The organism is Rhodococcus sp. ABRD24, from assembly GCF_004328705.1.
GTDB lineage: Bacteria > Actinomycetota > Actinomycetes > Mycobacteriales > Mycobacteriaceae > Prescottella.
Genome location: NZ_CP035319.1, coordinates 3,507,856 through 3,529,041, shown reverse-complemented (window position 1 = coordinate 3,529,041; position 21,186 = coordinate 3,507,856). Strand labels below are relative to the sequence as shown.

Below are 21,186 nucleotides of genomic sequence, written 5' to 3'. Positions count from 1 at the left end.
CCCGGGTTCCGTCCGACACACCCGCTCCGCCCCACCGGACTCGGGAATGCTCAGGGAAATGTGCTCCATCAGGGTCGGCGCCCCGCACCACAGCACCGGCCGGCGGCCACGGATCGCCGGACGCGAGCTGTCATTCGGATCCGATTCGGGCACAACACAGCCCATTGCCGGATTCGAATCCGGCCAGGAAGTGCCGTACTGGATGGGAGGCGCCGGCACCGGACTCCACTATCGCAGATGATGAACCTCTTGCAGTCCGTAGACCGGGGTGGGGATGCCCTCATAACGCGCCTTGAGCTGCAACGCCAGATACAGCGAATAGTGCCGCGACTGATGCAGATTGCCGCCGTGGAACCACAGCGCCTCCTGCTGGGTGGGCTTCCACATGTTGCGCTGCTCGCCCTCCCACGGCCCGGGGTCCTTCGTGGTGTCGGAGCCGAGACCCCACACCTTGCCGACCTTGTCCGCAACGTCCTGGCCGATCAGGTCCGCGACCCAGCCATTCATGGAGCCGAAGCCAGTCGCGTACACCACCAGGTCCGCCGGCAACTCGGTGCCGTCCTCGAGGATCACGCTGCGCTCGGTCAATTCCCGGACGTTGCCGTGCGCCAACTTGATGTCACCGTTCGCGACCAGTTCCGCGGCGCCCACGTCGATGTAGTAGCCCGATCCTCGCCGCAGGTACTTCATGAACAGTCCGGAACCGTCGTCACCCCAATCGTGCCGGAAGCCCGCCGCCTCGAGTCGGTCGTAGAAGTCCTTGTCCCGCTCGCGAATCGCGTCGTAGATCGGAATCTGGAACTGGTGCATGATCCGGTACGGCAGCGATCCGAAGGTGAGATCCGCCTTGGCGGTGGTCATTCCGGCGGCCAGCGCTCGCTCCGAGTACAGGTCACCGAGCCCGAGGTCCATGAGCGAATCCGACTTCACGATGTGCGTCGAGGAGCGCTGCACCATCGTCACGTCGACGCCGGCCTCCCACAGTGCCCCGCAGATGTCGTGCGCCGAGTTGTTGGCACCGATGACCACCACCTTCTTACCGACGTAGGCGTCGGGGCCGGGGTGTTTGCTCGAGTGATGTTGTTCGCCCGCGAACACGTCCTGTCCGGGGAAGGCCGGCACGTTCGGTTTGCCCGACATCCCGGTCGCCATCACCAGATGCTTAGGCCGCAACGTGAGCCGCTCGCCGGCCCGGTTCACGTGCACCGCCCACTCCCCGGCATCCTCGTCGAAGGCGGCGGACGTGCACGTCGTCGAACTCCAGTACGGCACCTCCATGACCTTGGTGTACATCTCGAGCCAGTCGCCGATCTTGTCCTTCGGCGCGAATACCGGCCAGTTCTCCGGGAACGGCAGGTACGGAAGGTGGTCGTACCAGACCGGATCGTGCAGGCACAGCGACTTGTAGCGGCCGCGCCACTGGTCGCCGGGACGCTCGTGACTGTCGAGAACGAGGGCGGGCACCCCGAGCTGACGCATCCGGGCGCCGAGCGCGATGCCACCCTGGCCGCCGCCCACGATCACCACGTACGGCTGCTCGGTATATCCGAGTTCGCGCGCCTCGATCTCGCGCTGTTCGGACCACGTCACCCGGTTCGGGTCGGCGCCGTGCTTCGCGCCGCGCGGACGGCGGACGCCCTTGCTCTCCTCGTGCCCGTCGAGCTCCTGCAGTGCGGTCAGCAGGGTCCAGGCGCCCTCGTCGGTGAGCCTCAGGTGCCCCACACCGCGGCCGACTCCTGTCTCGAACCCGATCCACGCGCTGATCACGCCGTCGGCCTCCACCGGCGGTTCGGTGGCATGGAATCCCGACGGGTCGGTGGTGTCGAGCTGCGCCGTCAGCATGTCCGCGATTCCGTCGCGGCCCTCGACGGTCTTGATGTTCCACGTGAACGCGGTCAGATCTCGCCAGAAGCTGTCGACGGCGAACAGCCCAGCGGCCGCGTCGACGTCACGGTCGGCCAGGGCGGTCTCGAAGGCCGCCAACCAGGAGTCGACGCGCTGCTGAGGGGTGCCTGCCTCCGTCAGCAGGGCCGGATCGAGGGTCTGGGTCATCACTGTTCCTTCCATCGAATGTGACCCACAGCACACTCGCTCGGAAGGGTGGCGGCAACCGTTGCATCACGTTGCACGACTCGGCCGGACCTACACCCTCGATGTGGCGTGGACCACACTCCCGGGCCTATCATCGCGGGGACCGATGGAGAGGATGCCGTGGACGGATTCGGAGGAATCGGGGCGGGGACGGACCTGTCCCGGCACGCCCACGAACTGATGTCCCTGCACAACGCCGTGATCGGCGGCAGCCGCACCTCCCTGCGCCCCCGCGAAGTGGTAGCCCGCTCGTGGTCCCGCTCACTGGGCGCCGGATTGGCCCCCGACGGCTCCAACCCCCGCGCGCTGCTGCCACTGGACGAGGTGGAGCGGCGCCGTCAGCGATCCTCCTTGCGCGAAGTGATCGACGACCTCGGCGCAGTGGTCGCGGGAGTGGGAGACGCCTCGCAACTGATGATGGTCGTCACCGATGCCGACGGAATCGTGTTGTGGCGCAACGGGTCGTCGCGAGTCCGGCGGCACGCGGACGGGCTCGGTTTCCGCGAGGGCGCCACCTGGACGGAGTCGGCGGTCGGCACCAACGCAATCGGCACTGCACTGACGGAATCCGCTCCGGTGCAGCTGTTCTCCGGGGAACACTTCGAGCAGTCCCAGCATCCGTGGTACTGCTCCGCCGCCCCGATCCACGACCCGAGGACGGGGCAGCTGCTCGGGGTGGTCGACCTCAGCGGTCCCGCCATGACACTGCACCCGGCGGTCACCGCATTGGTCGCCACCGCCGCCAGGATGGCCGAATCCCAACTGTGGCGACGCCAGGAGGACCGGCTCGAACGACTACGCACGGCCTCCGCGCCAGCGGTGGCAGGGCTGTCCGGACCGCTGCTGGTGGTGGACGAACACGGCTGGGTCGCGCACGCCACCGGCGTGGCCGGAACGCGACGGGTGGCGGCACCCCGGATCGACCGTGCCGTCAACGTGCCAGGCCTGGGCCTGTGCACACCGGAACCGCTCGGCGGCGGGTGGCTGATCCGGCCCCTCGGCGGTGCGGAACGAATCCGAATGAGACTGGACCTCAACGACACCCCGAGCCTGGTAGTAACGGGCGGGGACTCCACGTGGCACAGTCCGCTGACCGCTCGGCACGCCGAGATCCTGCTGCGGCTGCACCTGTCCGGGCCCGCCGGACTGAGCGTCACCGCGCTCAGCGAGGCGCTCTACGGCGACGCGGAACACGCCGTGGCAGTCCGCGCCGAACTCTCCCGGCTGCGTCGCGCCCTCGGTCCCGTCGTGGACAGCCGCCCGTACCGTCTGAGTAGAACCGTTGAGCTGACAGTGGATTTCGGTGACGTCGAGACGCCTGGGGACTGCGCGTTCGTCCGCTCACTGCGCGTAGAGACCTAACCAGCGGTCAATGCCTCAGGTCCTTCGCTGCGGCGTTACCCTTCAACGCCGCATAGATCGGGACGATGAACGCCGCCCTGCACACGACCGTTGCAGCGGCAGCTGACACCACGGATCCGAAGTCGGCCACGACACCGATCACTATCTGAATGCACAATCCCACAACGGACGTCCACACCGTCCGTCGGAGGAAAGGCCGCGCAGCCCCGCGGGCAACCTGCCATGCTTTCGGGCTCGACATCATCGACTTCGTGTGTCAGCACATTGCGGCCTGGCGGAGATTACCTACGAACTGGCCCAGGCATGCTGCTGGGCTCACCCAGCTGCATGCGAACCCGACATTGACTCCGTTCAGGACACGCGACAGCACCGAGTTCGGTGAGCGGGCTCCGTACCCGAGCGGCACGACCGACCGCTCACCGATCTCGCCGCACTGGACAACCATCTCCTACACCCCGGCCATGTACGTCACGCGGGCACAGTGGGGTCTACGGGTAGAGGCCACGCTGCTGATGCGCTTGCGCGACGCGCTCGACCGCAATTGCGGTCGCCGCGGTACGCAGTGGAACGTCGAGCTGTGCACTCTTCTCGAGTACCGAACGCCACGCATAGGTCATCCGTTCGGCAAGTCGCTCCTCGACGTCGCCGACACTCCACCAGTAGGCCTGATTGGCCTGAACCCATTCGAAGTACGAGACGATCACGCCACCCGCATTGGCGAGGATGTCCGGCACGATCAGGCAGCTCTTGTTCGCCAGGATCTTGTCGGCTTCCTTGGTGATCGGACCATTGGCACCTTCGACGATCACACGAGCCTGAACTCGATTGGCGTTGCGTTCGTTGACAGTGCCCTCGATTGCAGCGGGCACGAGCAGGTCCACGGGGAGCTCCAGTATCAACTCCCGTTCTGTTTGCTCTGCACCTGGGAACCCGGCGACAGTTCCGTAGGCGTCCACGTAGGCTTCGAGAGCGTCGATGTCGAGACCCTCCTCGAGGGTGACAGCACCGTGCATGTCGCTTACCGCGACAACCCGAACGCCGGCATCGGCCAGGAAACGCGCCGCGTGTCGACCGACCTTGCCGTACCCTTCAATGGCTGCCGACGCGCGTATCGGGTCAATTCCACACTCGCGCAACGCCTCCAACGCTACGTGAACGACCCCGCGGGATGTAGCGGTAGCCCTACCCAAGGATCCGCCGAGACTTATCGGCTTTCCAGTTGTCACCCCGAGGACCGTGTGACCATGCTGGGCGGAATAGGTGTCCATCATCCACGCCATGGTCCGTTCGTCGGTACCGACATCAGGTGCCGGGATGTCCCGTTCCGGGCCGATGAGCGGACTGATCTCGCTCGTGTATCGACGAGTGACCCTTTCGAGTTCCGAATCGGAGTAGAGGGTCGGATCAATCTTCACACCACCCTTCGCACCGCCGTAGGGCACATCGAGAAGTGCGCACTTCCACGTCATCCACATCGCCAAGGCCCTGACCTCGTCGAGCGACACATCGGGGCTGTAGCGCAGACCGCCCTTGGCAGGCCCTCGCGAGAAGTTGTGCTGCACTCGATGACCGGTGAGGACTTCGACGCGACCGTTGTCGCGACGAAGAGGAATGCTCACCGTCACCTCGCGGCGCGGCTGAGACAACAACGTGAAGAGTCCGTCGTCATAGCCGAGTAATTCCACAGCCTCAGCCAACTGGGACTGTGCATCGATTAGCGGGTTGGGAGCTTGACGGGTAGCTTCCGGGGGAAGAACAGTGAGCATGGTCACGTCGCCGTATTCCTTCCAGTTCCTTGTCGGACCTCGTTGTCCTTGTAGCTTCAGGCCTCGGTGTGAGCATCCGCGATGTCGAGCGCAGCATCGATGAGACGGAGTCCCTCGTCGGCGTCGGCGTCGGCGATGTTGCACGGCGGAACCACGTGCAGGCGATTGAAGTTGATCATCGGCAACAATCCGTTCGACTTGAGGAATCCGGCGAGTTCGGTCATTGCCGGGCTCGTTCCGCCATACGGAGCCAGGGGCTCACGCGTCTCGGCATTCGCGACGAGCTCGATCGCCCACATCGCACCGAGACCACGAACTTCGCCGACGCTCGGATGCCGCTCGGCGATCTCACGCAGGCGCGGCCCGAAAACCTCCGTGCCGAGTCGGGCAGCGTTCTTCACGATGCCCTCGTCCTCCATCGTCTCGATGGTGGCAACAGCGGATGCGGTGGCGAGTGGGTGCCCGGAGTAGGTGAGGCCGCCCGGGTACTGCTTGGGGCCGAAGTAGTCGGCTATGCGATCGTTGATCGCGACGCCTCCGAGCGGAATGTATCCCGAGTTCACCCCTTTCGCGAAGGTGATGAGATCGGGAACGACTCCCTCCTCCCCCATCGCGAACCACGCTCCCGTGCGACCGAAACCAGTCATGACTTCGTCCGCGATCATGACGATGCCGAATCGGTCGCACAGCTCGCGAACACCACGCATGTAGCCGGCCGGAGGAACCATGACGCCGGCGGTCCCGGGAACTGCTTCGAGTACCACTGCGGCGATCGTGTTCGGACCTTCGAACGAAATCGTCTGTTCGAGGTGCTCGAGTGCTCGTTGGCACTCCTGTTCCTCGGTCTGCGCGTGAAATGCGCTGCGGTAGAGGAAGGGACCCCAAAAGTGGATCGTTCCGGTAGTGCCATGGTCATTCGACCACCGACGTGGGTCTCCGGTCATGTTGATCGCGGTCGATGTACCACCGTGGTACGAGCGATAAGTCGTCAATACCTTGTATCGACCGGTGACCTGCCTCGCCATTCGAACAGCATGTTCGTTGGCGTCCGCTCCACCGTTCGTGAAGAAGACGCGATCGAGGTCGCCGGGTGTGCGTTCGGCAATCAGACGGGCGGCCTCACTCCGCACATCGTTGGCGTACTGCGGCGCGATAGTGCACATCCGTCCAGCTTGTTCCTGGATCGCCGCGACAACCCGTGGATGCTGGTGTCCGATGTTGGTGTTGACGAGCTGGCTCGCGAAGTCGAGGTACCGCTTGCCGTCGCCGTCCCACACGTGAGAACCCTGGGCCTTGACGATGACCATGGGGTCCAACAGTTCTTGCGCGGACCAAGAATGGAAGACGTGTTTGCGGTCGAGGCGGTACGCACGCTGCGCTTCGGTTTCGTCTGTTTCCCGCTGAATGTCTGCAATACTCATGAGGTATTTCCTTTCCTGGAATCGGGTAGTAGCAGGCCTTCTCGGCCTCTCTCCTTCTGCTCCCACTTTCCCAATATCGGCAAACCTCCAGTACCGACAAAACGTCCGTTCCCTGCGCAGAGCCCAACATCTCGTCGCGGGGCGGCAAGCCATGGCCGATACGCAGGGTGCGCCACGCCCGATGACGTGACAAACACGTTCTCGCCGGCGCAGCCGACGGCAGCGCAGAGCGGTTGGAGGGGTGAAGTTTTCGTCCAGCGCGCGCTTGCAGTGCCGTCAGTGAGCGAGGTTCACCGAAACATGCTTCTGCTGCGTGTAGCTCTCCACCATTCCCTCGAGGGAGAACTCGCGACCGATACCGCTCTGCTTGTAACCGCCGTATGACTGACCCAGCGCTTGGCCCCCACCCTGGTTGACCTGCACCCACCCGGCCTCGACTCGATGAGCTGTCCGAACGGCCTGACCCAAGCCCTTTGACCAGATGAAGGCCGCAAGCCCGTAGTGCGAGTCGTTTGCCATCTCGACAACCTCGTCCTCGGCACTCCATGGGATGACAACCACGACGGGTCCGAAGATTTCCTCGCGGGCCAGTCTCCACGAATTGTCCACGCCGGCAATGACCGTCGGCCGGATCGACAAGCGTGGATCCTCAGGCCCGGGCACACCGCCGGCAAGTAGCCGCGCGCCCGGCTGCTGGAGTCCGTCCTCGATGTAGGCGCAGATCTTGTCGTACTGGCTTTGGTTGACGATGGACCCCATGTCCGAGGTCTCGTCGAGCGGGTCACCGACCTTCAGTTCGGTCAGTTCCGCGACCAACTTCTCGGTGAAAGATTCGAAGATGTCACGGTGGACGAATAGCCGAGATCCTGCAGTACAGGACTGGCCCTGACGGAAGAAGCGCATGCCCGCGATCACGCCCTGCACGACCCAGTCCTCGTCGGCATCGGGAAAGACGATCTGAGGACTCTTCCCTCCCAGTTCGAGCGAGACCGGGACGATGCGCTCCGCTCCCTTCTCCATGACACGCCGACCGACACCCGTGGACCCGGTGAAGGAGAGCTTCGCGACGTCTGGATGCGAGGTCAGCGCTTCGCCAGCTTCACGTCCATAACCCGTGACGATGTTCAGTACCCCTGGAGGCAGGAACCGCTGGCAGATACGAGACAGCTCCAGCACGGCAAATGGTGCGTCCTCGGCGACTTTCATCACCATTGTGTTGCCCATGACCAACGCGGGGGCGATCTTCACCGCTGCGAGCATCAGAGGGGCATTCCACGGAATGATCGCACCCACGACCCCCAATGGTTCACGGCGCGAGTAATCGAGAACGTCCTGCCGGATCGGAATGGTCTCACCCTTGGCTTCCTGGGCAAGCCCCCCGAAGTAGCGGAAGCAATCGACCAGGAAGGCGGCCTCACCCCGGGTCTGTGTTCTGAGAGCATTGCCGTTCTCGAGCGAAGAGATCCTGGCGAGGTGCTCCAATTCGGCGACGAGTGCAGTCGCGATGTCGGAAATGATCTTTCCTCGCTCACGAGAAGGTCGGTCACGCCATTCCCGGAACGCACCACGAGCTGCGGCCACAGCGGCGGCCACCTCAGCGTCACCGCCACGAGGAACCCTGCCGATGATCGAGCCGTCGCGGGGGCTCTCGACCTCGATCCAGCCCTGCTCCGCCGAGAGTCCGGAGCCATCGACCAACATCTCCACGTCCCCGACGAAATAGGGGGATGCATCTACTCGAGTCATGAGCCCCATTGCACCCGGCTGCATCAGCACGCGGGCGTTACGAAACGTCGGATTTCCTCCGCTGTCCCGACGCCGCGTCACCAATCAATGAGTGCGCGATGATCGCGGTGTGCAGTGACGTCTTGATGTGTGGATCCTCGAGGTCAACTCCCAGAATCGATTCGATTTTCGCCAGCCGCTCGTACAGAACGGGACGCGACAACAACAAGCGCTTTGCTGCTGCCGTCTTTCCTCCCTTGTGTTCCAGCACTACGAACAGCAGCTCGACGAGCGAGGTTCCTCGTTTGTTGTCGTATTCGAAGAGCGGCCCCAATTCCCGCAGTACGAAGAGCTCCAAACGCTCGTCGTCGCGCATCAGGTGCAGGAGGCCTCGCAGATGTACGTCGGCGAGAGTCACCCAGGGCCGTTGGTCGTCCGCGTCCGCCGCAGCGAGAACGTTCTTCGCACCGATCAGCGTCCGGAAGGTGTTTTCGATGCCGTCGACCACTTCGCCCTGGGCGATCACAATGTTCGCGGCCCTGTGAAGCCCCTGAGCCAATCGGGTCATCACCGCCTCGGCCGCCAGTGTCTCCTGAATGCTGAGAAGTCCGATGACGTGGTCGGTGTCGATCCCCACCAGAGTAGGGACTTGCATGGATCGAGTGGTCGAGGCGAGTACCGAGGCCAGATCCGTCAAGGACCATTGTTTGTGGTCCTGGGCGGTTAGCCGGCCGCGCACCGCCACAGCGAAGAACCGGCGTGACCTGGTCGGTATGTTCGCTGCCTCACATCGCATGGTCAGTTCGGGGGTAATCCGCGCAGAACGCAACTCCGCCAGGAGGATTGCATGGGCATTCCGTTCGACGCTGTCGCGTGCGCGAGCACGCATCTGAGATAGCGTGAGAGCTGCGGCGGCGCGTTCGATCAGGACATAGTCCCTGCGGTTCGGGAGCGCGTTCGTCATGAGAATCAGCCGACCCCAATCGTCGCCGCGGGATCCGACTATCGTCATCAGCCAGCCCGATCGGCGATCGTAGCCCGTGCGTCCCGACAACACCGCCCCCCGCGAACGCCGCGGCCAGTCGGCGAGGATCTCGGCGGCGTCCTTCGTGGCGGTGTCGTAGCCGATGACCTGATGTCGTGACGATTCCAGTACGACTGGAACGTTGGACAATCGGACCACCGCCGACAGGGTTTCTTCCGTCGTGGCGGATTCGAGGTCCAGGCGGGTGAAGGTCTCATGGATGAATTCACTGACACGAAGGTCTTCGACCTGAGCCTCCAGAATGAGCGCCCCCACCTCCTCGACTACCGCCGCGAATCGGACCTCGCGGTGCAGGGCGATGAGAACGAGGCCGGCCTCGCGACACGCCTCGACGAATGGCCGAGGTAGCGACGACCACCTTCGTCCCAGTTCGACAAGCACACCGACTACCCCGGCCTCTGCCAACGACTCCACATATGCGCGAAGCGCCGTGCCGCTGTCCGGGAGATACAAACCAGTGGTCAGGACAATCTCGTCGCCACGCAGCAGGTGCGCGATATCGGCGACCTCGGCTGGGTGCAGCCAACGAACTGGACGTCCGAGTTGATCCTGGCCGGCAAGGACCTCAGGGTCGGCCTCAGCGAGTATCGGCATGGCCAGAACCTGGCGCACAGTTGGCAACATCACTTGCTCCTCGACAACACTGGTACGCAACCACTTCCGTGCACCGACCCGGCGCTCCAGCGGAGGGCACCCGACCCGGCTGACCGTGTGGCGCTCGTTGCTGTCAACGCCAATCCCACGATTGCCGGGGGGCGAGGCCGGACGCTACGGCGAGAGTCGCGGCCTCGGCCCTGATGGCGTGCGCGGGCGAAGATGACGCTGCGGGCACTGATGTAGGGCTGAGTTCACACAAAAGTCCAACTCAGAAGACGACGACGTCCCGCAGGGTGTCGCCTGCCTCCATCGCCCGGAACGAGGCACCGATACCGTCCAGTTCAATTCTGGAACTGACCATTTCGTCCAGAAGGAGACGCCCGTCGAGATACATGTCGACATACCTCGGCATCGCCATCCGGAAGTTCATCGCGCCCATGTAGGCGCCTTGGATCCGGCGGTCGTCGAGTAGAAGCCTGCCCTGAACAGGAAAGGTCTTCCCGGAAGGCATCAGACCGACGATGGTGGAGGTTCCGCCGATACCCAGTGCTTCGACCGAGGCGGTGGCAGTCATGGCTGATCCGACCGCCTCGATGGCATGGTCGACGCCTCCCGAGGTGAGATCGCGAATTGCTGCGGCCACGTCGCCGTCCTCCAGTTGAGAGCCGTCGACGATATCGGTCGCGCCCATCGTTCGGGCGGTCTCGAGCTTGTTGGCGTTGAGGTCGACCGCAATGATCCGTGATGCGCCGGCGATTCGTGCCCCTTGGACTGCACTGAGGCCGATCCCCCCACATCCGATGACTGCAACGGTGTCACCGGGCGCGACGCGCGCCTTGTTCAGAACGGCTCCGAGACCGGTGGTCACGCCGCAGCCGATCAACGCAGCGAGGTCCAAGGGCATCTCGGATTTGATGCGAACCGCTGCGGTCTCGTGCACGAGCAACTGTTCGGCGAAGCTGGACACATTGAGGAATTGATGGACCTCGGTGGTGCCCTGATGTAGCCGGGGAGGTTCTCCTGCAGCCCGAACGCTGTGCTGACCGGCGCAGAGGTATGACCGGCCAGTAAGACACAGCGAGCACTTACCGCAGAACGGCGCCAAACAGGTGATGACATGATCGCCCGGTGCAAAGTCGGTGACATCGCTGCCGACTTCCACCACCACACCCGCTGATTCGTGCCCGAGTACCGTCGGCATGGGCAATTCGAAGACTCCGCGCAAGTGGTACAGGTCGCTGTGGCACAGACCCGCGGCTGCCGTCTGGACCAGCAACTCGCGAGGTCCCACGGCCGACACCTCAACGTCTTCGACGGCGAGTTCTGATTCCGGGCCTCGGAAGACCGATGCTTTCATTCTTTGACTCCTGGGGAATGAGGTGCGGCCGAGGCCAATGGCTCTGCCGCAGAGGCCGACCTAAGTGGTCGAGATGAAGACCGTCTTCTTCTCGGTGAACTCGAACGGGGCGTCAGGACCAAGTTCGCGGCCGATACCTGATTGCTTGAAACCGCCGAACGGCGTCTGGTAGCGGACCGCCGAGTTGTTGTTGACCGAGAGGTTTCCTGCACGAACTCCACGTGCGGTTCGCATCGCGCGCGCAATATCTCGCGTCCAGATCGAGCCGGCCAGACCGTAGTCGGTCGAGTTGGCCAACCGGATGGCGTCGGCCTCGTCGGCGAATGGGGTGATCGTCACCACCGGCCCGAAGATCTCTTGGCTCACGCTGGGCGCGGATCCGTCGTCCGAGCGCAGCACCGTCGGCGGAAACCAGAACCCGGGACCATCCGGAATCTGCCCCTGTGTAACGATCTGCTCGTCCTCGGTGACGAATGAGGCGACGCGCTCCCGATGACCGGCACTGATCAGTGGGCCAACTTGAGTCTTCTCGTCCAGCGGCGAGCCGACAATGATGTCGTTCACAGCGGGGACCAGATACTCGACGAACTCGTTGAGAATGCTGGACTGGACCAGCAAACGCGAACGCGCACAACAGTCTTGTCCGGTGTTGAAGAACACGCCCATGGGAGCGGCGGCGGCAGCGGCGGCAAGATCGGAATCCGCATAGACGATGTTGGCCGACTTGCCGCCCAATTCCAGGGTGACCTTCTTCAGGTTGGCCGCAGCGCTCGACATGACCTTGCGTCCGACGTCCGTCGAGCCCGTGAACACCACTTTGTCCACAAGAGGATGGTCCAGCAGGGCCTGTCCCACGACGGCGCCCTCGCCGACGACAACCTGGACCACATCTCGGGGCAGACCCGCCTCGAGGGCGAGCTCGGCAAGCCGGACAGTGGTGAGTGGCGTGAGTTCAGACGGCTTGAGTATCACGGTGTTACCCGCCGCGAGCGCTGGCATCATGCCCCAGACCGCGATCATCAGCGGGAAGTTCCACGGCGCGATCACTGCGACGACGCCGATCGGTTCGTGGAAGGTGAGCGCGACACCGTTGGGCACCGGGATCTGTTGACCGATCATCCGTTCGGGAGCTGCGGCGTAATACTCCATGCAATCGACCACAGCTCGCAGGGTCCCGTGCGAATTGCTGATCGGGTGGCCACAGTTCGCGGTCTCCATGTGCGCGAGATTCTCCGCGTCGGCCTCCACCATGGCGGCGAATCTCCGCAGCAACTTGGCTCGGTCGGCAGCATCGACCCGCTGCCACTCCTCGAAGGCGCGTGCCGACCGCCGAACCACGTCGTCGGTCTGTCGCGCGTCCATGAGCTCGATCGTCGACAGAACCTGCTCGGTCGCTGGATTGAGTACCTTCGTTTGCATCAGTTCACATCCTTTGGTTTCGCGATGCCTTTCCCAGTTGGTCATGGGCGCTGTCATGCCCGCACCTCCTCGGCGCTGCCGCGTCGAATGTGCCGGCACCGTGCTTGCCCGGGATGGCAAGAGAAGTTGTGTAATTGTCCTCGTCACGGCGTGTGAGTCGGTTTCGAAAGCACCCACATTTCTGGTCGGCTCCGAAGGAACCGATTCAGGTCGATGCGCCAGAGCCTCGTGACACCGGGGCTGCGACGCCACTCGATGTACTGGGTTTGACGATGCGAGTCACGAAATACGTGAAGACGGCATTATTTTCGGCGACTTCAGGATGCCACTGGACAGCGAGGATCCGGCCGTCCGCATCCTCGAGCGCCTCGATTGTCCCGTCCTCGGCCCAGGCGACAGCGCGGAAACGTGATGACACATTGTCGACCGCCTGGTGATGGTAGGACGGCACGTCGACGCGCGTGCCGATGCCCTCGGCGAGAAGGGCATCAGGGGACACGGTCACCGAGTGGATACCGAAGTCGTCCTTGGTTGGATTGTGGGACTCGTTGTCGAGAACATCCGGAAGATGCTGGGTCAGCGTGCCGCCGAGTATGGCGTTGAGCAACTGCATTCCGCGACAGATGCCGAGTATCGGAATGTCGCGAGCCAGTGCCGCGTGGGCCAGGGCTACTTCCCAATCATCACGCGTCCGGTCGAAGGGACCCGCCGCCGGATGGGGCGCGGCACCATAGAGACCGGGATCGACGTCTCCGCCTCCGGGGAGGACGAGTGCATCGAGCCGATCGACGAGCTGGTCCGCGTCGGGCTTGCTGCCGCCGACGGGCAGCATCACCGGAATAGCTCCCGCGCTCCACAACCGATCGGCATAAGCACTGGAAAGCAAGTGCGCCTCCCTGTTCCACACTCGCCATGTGGCGTTCTCGACCGGCGCCGGCACGCCGATGACAGGCTTGGGGGCGTCGCCGAGGACGCTTGCGGGGGTGGCTACCGAGGCTTTAATGGACACACCAAATAAGTACCATCCAGGACAGAGGACTGCAATGGTGTGTACAAATAATCCTGGTAGGCAGAACCTGAGAGACTTCACCTGTGCACACAGGGTGACGAGCGCACTCGTGGCGACGGAAGGAGCAAGCGCCAAACATGACAATTCAGACAGGCAGCGGTTCCGCAGGGCGCAACCCATTCGAGGAGGCCCTGCGTCAGCTCGTCGACGAGATCCACGCCGGAAGGTTGCCGGCAGGCACTCGCTTGCCTCCCGAGCGCGAGCTCAGCGAGCAGCTGTCCATCGGCAGAACCACACTGCGAGCGGTGATCCGGGCGCTTCAACAGGCTGGATACATCCAGACTCAACGAGGTCGCAGCGGCGGTAGCGTCGTCGTCTGGGAACCGCGCGGCGATAGGGCCGCACCTACGGCCCTCACCGACGAAATGAAGACTCGCCTCTTCGACATGCTGAAGTTCCGATCCGTACTGGAGCCTGGATCGGCGGGGCTGGCGGCTTCACGTCAGCTCACCGAACAGGAATCGCAAGCCTTACAGGACCGCCTACACGCCGTTGCCTCGAGTGGGAGCGATTTCAGGCGAGCCGACTGCAATCTGCACAGCTACATCGCAGACCTCAGTGAATGTCACGCCCTCGTGGAGGCCATCGCGAATGTGCAACTCATCCTCAACGAAAGCCTACTTCGGGTGGTGCCGGTGATGGGTCCGGCGCTGGAGCATTCGAACGAACAGCACGAGATGATCGTCGAAGCAATCTTGAAGGGAGATCCTGATCGGGCCCGACAGGTCATGAGCGACCATGTCGAGGCGACCGCCGAACTGGTTCGCGGCTTCCTCAGCTGACACGAGTTGACGAGGACGAGATCAGCGGTGAGAGTCGTCCCACTCCTTCGATCGGTGAGGGTTGCGAACCGCACGGCCGAGATCCGCTGTCCGCGTAGCCGCGGCGCGGCGGGATAGGCCCATCCGGCGGAACCGAAACCACTTTGGCTGGCATCGTATTCAGTATGGATACCCGGACGAAGCGGAAGTAGCCGCGCACCATCAGGGTCAGCGAAATTCGCGTCGAAGGGCGCAAGAGCTGTCCGACGGACCAGAGCAATCGTTATGGAACAGCACAGGCATGGGCGCGCGCGGCCCGACCGATATGATCCGTTTCCATCAAGGTCAACAGACGGTCGGTGTCGATGACGCCCGCCGCACGAAATGATCAAACCACCGGTGAGATGCGAGAGGGAATAGAAGTGGACGCCAGCGGTCGGACGGAAGTACGAAGGGCCTCTCATGGGGCAAATGAACCGGCGAGGTCGCCCCGCGTCCTCGTCATACAGCCGGACCCCGACGTCCCGATCGGTCAATTCGGCCCCTGGCTGGAGGAGTCCGGCGTGATCATCGAGATGGTGTGCCCGTTCAATGGCGATCCTGTACCTTCGCGGCTCGACGCAGACGGTCTCATCGTGCTCGGTGGGGACATGAGCTCGCTCGACGATGCCAAATACTCATGGCTGGAGGACATTAGGAGCCTGGTCCGGAGTGTGGCGACAGATAGCCGACCCGCCCTGGGCATCTGCCTCGGCGGCCAGCTGATGGCACAGGCATTGGGTGGGGAGACCGCGGTCGGCGACCACGGACTCGAGACCGGTGTGGCATCTGTGCAGTGGAGGCCAGCGGCCACGGACGATCCGATCTTCTGCGATCTGCCGAATCCGTTCACGGTCGGAACCATGCACCGCGACGCCATTTCTGTATTGCCGCCTGGAGCTGTCTGGCTAGGTGAATCGACCCCCTACCCCCACCAGGCCTTCCGAGTGGCGGACAACATGTGGGGTATTCAGTTCCATCCGGAAGCCGATCATCGGCAGTACGAGTTGTGGGCGGAAGCCATCGGGGGGCCGAACAACCCTGCATGGCAACAGATTCAGGACGGCGCTCACGCCTTCGCGCTTGCAGAGGGTTCAATAGCGCTACACTGCAAGAAGATAGCGATTAGGTTCGCCGGTATCGTCCATGTCGACACTCGCGCTAAGTCGCGCGCCTGATGCGATCGCCGGTTCAACCGATGTGATCACATCGGCATGCATGAATGACGGACGTCGACCCGGCAGCACCTGGATCGCCTCTCGCCAATATCCGTCAGCGGGTAGTCCAGGGCGCGGTCGACATAACCTCACCTGACCACCGAGCTGCGCCGGCCAAGCAGCTACTGCGCCAATGCCGCTGCTGCAATAGGCAATCCAAGATGGACAGTGAGCGATCGACGTCACCCTGCCGCCCTGTCTCACTCCAAGACAAATCGCCCTCATTCCAGGTCCTGGCGCACCCTCCCGGATAACAGGAGGCGCGGGCGCCTGCGCGTAGAACTCCGTCCATGAAGCACAGACGGAGTTCTACGCGCTGAAGAACCAACCCGCGGCACTGCCACCAACACGCCGATCCAGGCGGCCCCGATCACGTGACGAGGCAGTCAGTCCTGATCGCGTCGAGTCCGCCTAGCGAGGTAGCGGCACATATGCGTGATCGATTGTGTACCAAAAGCACATAGAGCCCAAGTGTGATCCATGCCACGCTCATCGGGTCCACGCCCGCTGAGACACCAACTGATGGCGAAGCGGCCCATCGAGATTTGGCATCCCCCGGCGTATGTGAGGCGCACGCCCTAGGAAGAGGAGTCCACTCAAATGTCCCAGGAATCAATCGAAGGTGCCGCCGGAGGAACGCTGCTACCGGGGGTCGATGCCCCTGACGGATCAGCCGAGCGCCGGCTGTCCGGTTCACTCGGAGTCTGGTCGATCGTCTTCATGGTCGTTGCTGCAGCCGCACCTTTGACCGTGGTGGCGGGGGTCATGCCGCTCGGTATCGCGCTCGGTAACGGATCCGCCTTCCCCGCTGCTTACATTCTCTGCTCGATCGTGTTGTTGCTGTTCGCAGTTGGCTTCACACGAATGACACCCCACCTACCGAATGCTGGGGCCTTTTACACGTATATCCGGTCCGGCCTGGGTCGCCCCTTCGGCTTGGGCGCCGCGTACCTGGCTCTGGCGACGTATGCATCCGTCATGCTCGGGGTTTTCGGCTACGTCGGCGCAGCGACACGCGACCTCGTCGACAGCTACACAGGATTCAGCTGTCCGTGGTGGGTCTACTCGGCGATAGCGGTGGTGTCGGTTGCATTGCTGGGGTATCGACACATCGAGGTGTCCGGAAAAGTTCTCGCGGTGCTGCTCGTCTGCGAAATCGGCGTAGTTCTCATTCTGAATCTCGTTGTCGTGGTAAAGGGCGGAGAGTCCGGCTTGTCCACGGATATCATCAACCCGGCCGAGTTCCTGTCCGGATCGCCAGGCATCGCTTTGATGTTCGCGATCGCGAGCTTTCTGGGTTTCGAGGCCACCGTCGTCTACCGGGATGAGGCCAAGGACCCGGACCGCACCATCCCGCGAGCCACCTACCTCGCGCTGGTTCTCATCGGTGGCTTCTACGCGTTCTCGGCCTGGGCACTGGTCACGGCGTGGGGCGATGACGGCGCGGTGGCGGAGGCAAACAACGATCCGGGTGGCATGCTTCTGAGCACCGTGGACCGATATCTCGGTGGTGTGGGAACTGACATCGTCCTGGTCTTGCTGGTCAGCAGCATCTTCGCGGCAATTCTCTCTTTCCACAATGTGGCGTCACGGTACATCTTCTCGCTGGCAAACGCCGGCGCACTGCCGGGACGTGCCGGCCGAAGCCACACGCGCCACGGGTCGCCGTACGCAGCATCTCTGGCCCTGAGCGTCTTCACCGTCATCATGCTGATCATGTTCGTGGCGTTCGATATGGACCCGGTCGCGCAGATCTTTGCGTGGCTCGTCGGCACCGCAACGCTCGGCGTGCTGACCCTCATGTCCCTGACGAGCGTGTCGGTCATCGTCTTCTTCCGGCGCTCCAGCCTCGAACGGAACATGTGGACCACGACGGTGGCGCCTGTGGCAGCGCTCGTCGGCCTCGGCGTATGTCTGATTCTCACCGTGAAGAACTTCTCGCTGTTGATCGGAGGCTCGATGGGACTTGCACTGGCCATCCAGGCAGTCCTGGTCGCGTTCTTCACCACCGGTGTATGCGTGGCACTGTGTCGGCCGAATGCCGCAACCGTCTGACCGAACCGGTGTGAACCATCCCCCGAAGCGTGACGCGGATTCCGCGTCACGCTTCGGCATGACCGGTCGGCGATTTCTCTCCCGCTCTGTCACCGTTGTTTTCAGGGCTTCGCGACAGGAGAGCATCCCCCGAGAACGTCATGCGTGCAGCGAGAGAGGCGACGGCCCCATCACCGAAATCCTCGACCGGACGGCCGATAATCTCCTCGATGCGAGTCAGCCTCTGTCGCAGCGTATTGCGGTGAATGAACAGCGTCTTGGCTGTCTCGACCGCCGAACAACGCGTCGCAAGATAACAGTCGAGAGTGGCGGCCAAGTTCGTTCCATGGCGATGGTCGTACCGGGAGACCGCATCGAAACGGCCGGCCACTTCTCTCAGTTCATCGCCGATGTCGAGGGCGACTCTGGGTAGACGCCTGAGGTGTTCGACATCGACGTGCCTCACCACCGGCACCGGATCGTCCAGCAGATCTGCCCAGGCGAGAGCGGACTCCGCGGAGTCGAGTGCGGACAGCAGATCGTCCGCGTCGCGAGCCGGGGGCCCTATTCCGACGGCTACGTCGAGTCTGGAGTGCCGGATGACCTGCCTAAGCGAGGCCTCGAATTGCCGCAGAACCTCAGGTGAGTAAGGCACGAGGACAGTCACCAACGGAGGTGAGGGGACAACGAGTGTTCCCTCGGTCAGCGAACTCACCTCGAACATCGCGTTGCTGAGCTGCTCCGCAGCGAGGTGCGACATGTGCTTCGCCGATCGGAGACGTACGAGGATCGGGCAGGAAGCCCCGCCCTTCCACCCGAGATCGCGAAGTATCTCGTGCGGAAGGCGCTGGCCTGCGGCCACCGTGAGCCGCCCGGCGAGTGGAGTGGGTGACGAGTCGTTGCGTAACGAGGAGAGGAGGACACCAGCTTGAGCACCCAGCGCTTCCAGGAGGCCGGCGGCAGACTCTGGGAACTGACGAGTTCGATAGCACGTAACAGCGCCCTCCGGGAACTGCGCGCCGAACGAACTACTGATCTTGGTCAGGCGTCCGCCCATCTGATCGACCAGTTCGGAAAGGTCTGCTCGGCTCCGTACCCGACGGCCGGCCGATACTACGGACGCTTCGACGTTCTCCGAAAATGCCAGCCCCGGAGAACAATGGGACCTGGTGGGAGACCGCTCAGCCATCTCGACCACACACAGGTCGGCGTCGACTTGCATGCGGACCGACCGAGCAAGCTCGTCGACACATTGTTGCAGAGATGTCGTGGCCTGAGGTGAAACGTCCAGCAAGAATCGGGCCGCCGACGACTGCCGCCGTAGATCATCCAGCATCTCCGCCTGGGTGAGCCCGTTGGCGAGGAGAACGCCGACCTCGGTGGCCAACTCGACGTCATGCTTGCGGAATCGTGACGACTGTTCGGAATACAGGCTGAAAACCCCGAGCAGATCACCACCGGGCACCGCGATGGGTACCGCCAGCATCGAGCGAAATTCTTCTTCCTCGATGCCTGGAAGCCCGACAAACCGTGGATCCTCGGTGATCGCATCGTCGATGACCACGGTTTGTCGCATCAAGGCGGCCCAGCCGTTGATGCCCTCGCCCAGACGGAGTTTGATCTTCCCCAGATAGGAAGCGACCCGGCCGGTTGTCGCTACCCTCATGACCAGACGCTCACTCTCGGCGTCCCAGCGATAGACGTACGTGCCGGACGCACCGGTGGCCCGCATGACGAGATCGACGGCGCGTTGGGCGAGCGCCAACGGATCGCTCCCCTGTGACAGCAGCCTGTTCAGCTCGGCCAGCGTCTTGGCGCGCCGCTCCAACACGACGAGTTGGGCCGTCATCTGTTCCAGCTGGGTGTGGAACCCCTCCGAGCTGTCCTCGTTGGCGAGCATCGCGGGCTACACGACCAACTGGATGGCGTCTTGCATTGCCCTAGCAAACTCGCGTGGGGTGTTCACCGCAACCCATGCTGTCGGGCGGCCGTCACTTTCGATGGTGTAGAAGGCCGCTCGACGCTCGGGGATATCCACGTGCTGGACGAGGCGGGCATCGCGGTCGGGGGTGCCGAGTATCTGAATCCGCCGACCGAACTGGCGTGTCCAGAAGTACGGCAATTCCCGGTCGGGAGGAGGAGCGTCGCCGAACAACTGTTTGGCCACGTGGCTCCCCTGTCGCTGTGCGGAGGTCCAGTCCTCACGACGTCGATGCTTCCCATTGCCGTCCTGCCAGGAGGCGACGTCACCGATCGCGTACACGGCGGCCACGGGATCGCCGTCGGACCCGAGCGCGCGGCCGTCACCGTCACACATGATCCCGTCAGAGATGTCCAAGCCGGAATTCTCCAGCCATCCGGTACACGGCCTCGTCCCGACGGCGCTGATGAGAATGTCGGAGCGAAGTAGTGCGTCGTCCAGCTGAACGCTCCAGCCCCCTCCGTCTCGATTGATCCTGTTGATCGACGTCCCGAAGTGCACCTCTACCCCAGCACCTGTCAGCCACTGCGTCGTCTCCGATCCCAGATGACCTCCCAGGAGACGCTCGAGGGGGTGGTCGGCCCTGTCGACCACGCTCACCCGGCATCCCGCATCCGTCAACGAAGACGCGAGTTCAGTGCCCACGGTTCCGGCACCGATGATGATCACAGAAGCATCTGCGCGCGCTGAGGCACGCAGTCGCCGTGCGTCATCCGCGGTACGTAGCCGCAGCACGGACTCGGGCTCGTCAGGCAGTCGAACCGGCGTGGAACCTGTCGCAATCACGATGCGCGCACCGCTGATGCCCTGGACGGAGCCATCGGCCATCTTCACCTGGACTCTGCCCGCCTCGGCATCCAGGCCGAGGGCCCGACCGTTCACCAAGCGGCAATCCCCATTCCACCACGGCGCAGCCGGTTGCTGATCGTCAGATGTGAGGAACTCCTTCGACAACGGCGGGCGGTCGTACGGAGCGTCTGGGTCAGCATCGATCACGACAATCGGTCCACGGTGCCCCAGAGCTCGCGCTTCGGTAACGAAAGACGCCCCAGCGACTGATGCACCGATGACGACGACCGCCTCGCCGGTCGGCACGCTCAGTCCTCCTTCACGATCACGGCACGCTCTGGACAGTTCGCCTCAGCGAGGCGGAGCTCCGCAGACACAGTCGGCACCTCGCGATGGCCTTCGAGGACGAACGAGTATCCCTCATCGTCGAGGTCGAACACCTTGGGCGCGAAGGCGAAACAGCGTGCGTGACCCTGACACCGCGCAGTGTCCACATGTACGTGGGCGGTCATG

At 63.4% G+C, this 21,186-nt stretch carries 16 protein-coding genes; 4 read left to right on the top strand and 12 right to left on the bottom strand.

Features of this window, described 5'->3' with window-relative positions:
- Positions 1–228: 228 nt before the first annotated feature.
- Positions 229–2,052, bottom strand: a complete 1,824-nt coding sequence (locus ERC79_RS15580; protein ID WP_131579368.1) for an NAD(P)/FAD-dependent oxidoreductase — start codon at positions 2,050–2,052, stop codon at positions 229–231.
- A 219-nt stretch (positions 2,053–2,271) separates the two neighbouring features.
- Between ERC79_RS15580 and ERC79_RS15575 the strand changes: the two genes are divergently transcribed.
- A complete protein-coding gene (locus ERC79_RS15575) occupies positions 2,272–3,453 on the top strand; it encodes a GAF domain-containing protein (protein ID WP_131581208.1) in 1,182 nt (393 codons plus the stop codon).
- A gap of 7 nt (positions 3,454–3,460) precedes the next feature.
- Here the strand turns inward: ERC79_RS15575 and ERC79_RS23135 are convergent, their stop codons facing one another.
- The 8 genes from ERC79_RS23135 to ERC79_RS15540 all read right to left on the bottom strand — a co-directional run bounded on the left by ERC79_RS23135 (position 3,461) and on the right by ERC79_RS15540 (position 13,792).
- Positions 3,461–3,610: a hypothetical protein gene (locus ERC79_RS23135; protein ID WP_165497140.1), complete on the bottom strand. Its 150-nt coding sequence runs from the start codon at positions 3,608–3,610 to the stop codon at positions 3,461–3,463.
- A 331-nt stretch (positions 3,611–3,941) separates the two neighbouring features.
- Positions 3,942–5,219, bottom strand: coding sequence for a Glu/Leu/Phe/Val dehydrogenase (locus tag ERC79_RS15570; protein ID WP_131581207.1), 1,278 nt, complete (start codon positions 5,217–5,219; stop codon positions 3,942–3,944).
- Between the two features lie 56 nt (positions 5,220–5,275).
- Positions 5,276–6,640: an aspartate aminotransferase family protein gene (locus tag ERC79_RS15565; RefSeq protein WP_131579367.1), complete on the bottom strand. Its 1,365-nt coding sequence runs from the start codon at positions 6,638–6,640 to the stop codon at positions 5,276–5,278.
- Between the two features lie 276 nt (positions 6,641–6,916).
- Positions 6,917–8,386: an aldehyde dehydrogenase family protein gene (locus ERC79_RS15560; protein WP_131579366.1), complete on the bottom strand. Its 1,470-nt coding sequence runs from the start codon at positions 8,384–8,386 to the stop codon at positions 6,917–6,919.
- A 37-nt stretch (positions 8,387–8,423) separates the two neighbouring features.
- Positions 8,424–10,034: a PucR family transcriptional regulator gene (locus ERC79_RS15555; protein ID WP_131579365.1), complete on the bottom strand. Its 1,611-nt coding sequence runs from the start codon at positions 10,032–10,034 to the stop codon at positions 8,424–8,426.
- Between the two features lie 241 nt (positions 10,035–10,275).
- A complete protein-coding gene (locus ERC79_RS15550) occupies positions 10,276–11,364 on the bottom strand; it encodes a Zn-dependent alcohol dehydrogenase (RefSeq protein WP_131579364.1) in 1,089 nt (362 codons plus the stop codon).
- A 60-nt stretch (positions 11,365–11,424) separates the two neighbouring features.
- On the bottom strand, positions 11,425–12,786 hold the full coding sequence (locus ERC79_RS15545) for an aldehyde dehydrogenase family protein (protein ID WP_207390527.1): 1,362 nt from the start codon (positions 12,784–12,786) through the stop codon (positions 11,425–11,427).
- 202 nt (positions 12,787–12,988) lie between these two features.
- Entirely contained in the window at positions 12,989–13,792 is an 804-nt protein-coding gene (locus ERC79_RS15540; protein ID WP_165497139.1) for a gamma-glutamyl-gamma-aminobutyrate hydrolase family protein, read from the bottom strand.
- 137 nt (positions 13,793–13,929) lie between these two features.
- Here ERC79_RS15540 and ERC79_RS15535 point away from each other — a divergent pair, with 137 nt between their 5' ends.
- The 3 genes from ERC79_RS15535 (at position 13,930) to ERC79_RS15525 (ending at position 17,924) form a co-directional block, all read left to right on the top strand.
- Positions 13,930–14,634 carry an FCD domain-containing protein gene (locus ERC79_RS15535; protein ID WP_131579361.1) on the top strand — a complete coding sequence of 235 codons (705 nt, stop codon included), beginning with the start codon at positions 13,930–13,932 and terminating at the stop codon, positions 14,632–14,634.
- Positions 14,635–15,176: 542 nt separating this feature from the next.
- The gene (locus ERC79_RS15530) at positions 15,177–15,830 is read left to right on the top strand and encodes a type 1 glutamine amidotransferase (RefSeq protein ID WP_207390340.1); all 654 of its coding nucleotides are present in this window, start codon (positions 15,177–15,179) and stop codon (positions 15,828–15,830) included.
- Positions 15,831–16,469: 639 nt separating this feature from the next.
- Entirely contained in the window at positions 16,470–17,924 is a 1,455-nt protein-coding gene (locus tag ERC79_RS15525; protein WP_131579360.1) for an APC family permease, read from the top strand.
- Positions 17,925–17,970: 46 nt separating this feature from the next.
- Here the strand turns inward: ERC79_RS15525 and ERC79_RS15520 are convergent, their stop codons facing one another.
- From ERC79_RS15520 to ERC79_RS15510, 3 genes are read right to left on the bottom strand one after another with little or no spacing between them, the layout of a single operon-like run.
- Positions 17,971–19,803, bottom strand: coding sequence for a GAF domain-containing protein (locus ERC79_RS15520; protein WP_131579359.1), 1,833 nt, complete (start codon positions 19,801–19,803; stop codon positions 17,971–17,973).
- Between the two features lie 6 nt (positions 19,804–19,809).
- The gene (locus tag ERC79_RS15515; protein WP_131579358.1) at positions 19,810–20,979 is read right to left on the bottom strand and encodes an FAD-dependent oxidoreductase; all 1,170 of its coding nucleotides are present in this window, start codon (positions 20,977–20,979) and stop codon (positions 19,810–19,812) included.
- A gap of 2 nt (positions 20,980–20,981) precedes the next feature.
- Positions 20,982–21,185 carry a ferredoxin gene (locus tag ERC79_RS15510; protein ID WP_131579357.1) on the bottom strand — a complete coding sequence of 68 codons (204 nt, stop codon included), beginning with the start codon at positions 21,183–21,185 and terminating at the stop codon, positions 20,982–20,984.
- Position 21,186: the final 1 nt, after the last annotated feature.

Excerpts from the sequence above, each read along its gene's own strand:
- ERC79_RS15565 (WP_131579367.1), bottom strand. The coding sequence starts at position 6,640 with ATGAGTATTGCAGACATTCAGCGGGAAACAGACGAAACCGAAGCGCAG.
- ERC79_RS15575 (WP_131581208.1), top strand. The coding sequence starts at position 2,272 with ATGTCCCTGCACAACGCCGTGATCGGCGGCAGCCGCACCTCCCTGCGC.
- ERC79_RS15520 (WP_131579359.1), bottom strand. The coding sequence starts at position 19,803 with ATGCTCGCCAACGAGGACAGCTCGGAGGGGTTCCACACCCAGCTGGAA.
- ERC79_RS15550 (WP_131579364.1), bottom strand. The coding sequence starts at position 11,364 with ATGAAAGCATCGGTCTTCCGAGGCCCGGAATCAGAACTCGCCGTCGAA.
- ERC79_RS15510 (WP_131579357.1), bottom strand. The coding sequence starts at position 21,185 with ATGACCGCCCACGTACATGTGGACACTGCGCGGTGTCAGGGTCACGCA.
- ERC79_RS15560 (WP_131579366.1), bottom strand. The coding sequence starts at position 8,386 with ATGACTCGAGTAGATGCATCCCCCTATTTCGTCGGGGACGTGGAGATG.
- ERC79_RS15580 (WP_131579368.1), bottom strand. The coding sequence starts at position 2,052 with ATGACCCAGACCCTCGATCCGGCCCTGCTGACGGAGGCAGGCACCCCT.
- ERC79_RS15535 (WP_131579361.1), top strand. The coding sequence starts at position 13,930 with ATGACAATTCAGACAGGCAGCGGTTCCGCAGGGCGCAACCCATTCGAG.
- ERC79_RS15525 (WP_131579360.1), top strand. The coding sequence starts at position 16,470 with ATGTCCCAGGAATCAATCGAAGGTGCCGCCGGAGGAACGCTGCTACCG.
- ERC79_RS15555 (WP_131579365.1), bottom strand. The coding sequence starts at position 10,034 with ATGTTGCCAACTGTGCGCCAGGTTCTGGCCATGCCGATACTCGCTGAG.
- ERC79_RS15570 (WP_131581207.1), bottom strand. The coding sequence starts at position 5,219 with ATGCTCACTGTTCTTCCCCCGGAAGCTACCCGTCAAGCTCCCAACCCG.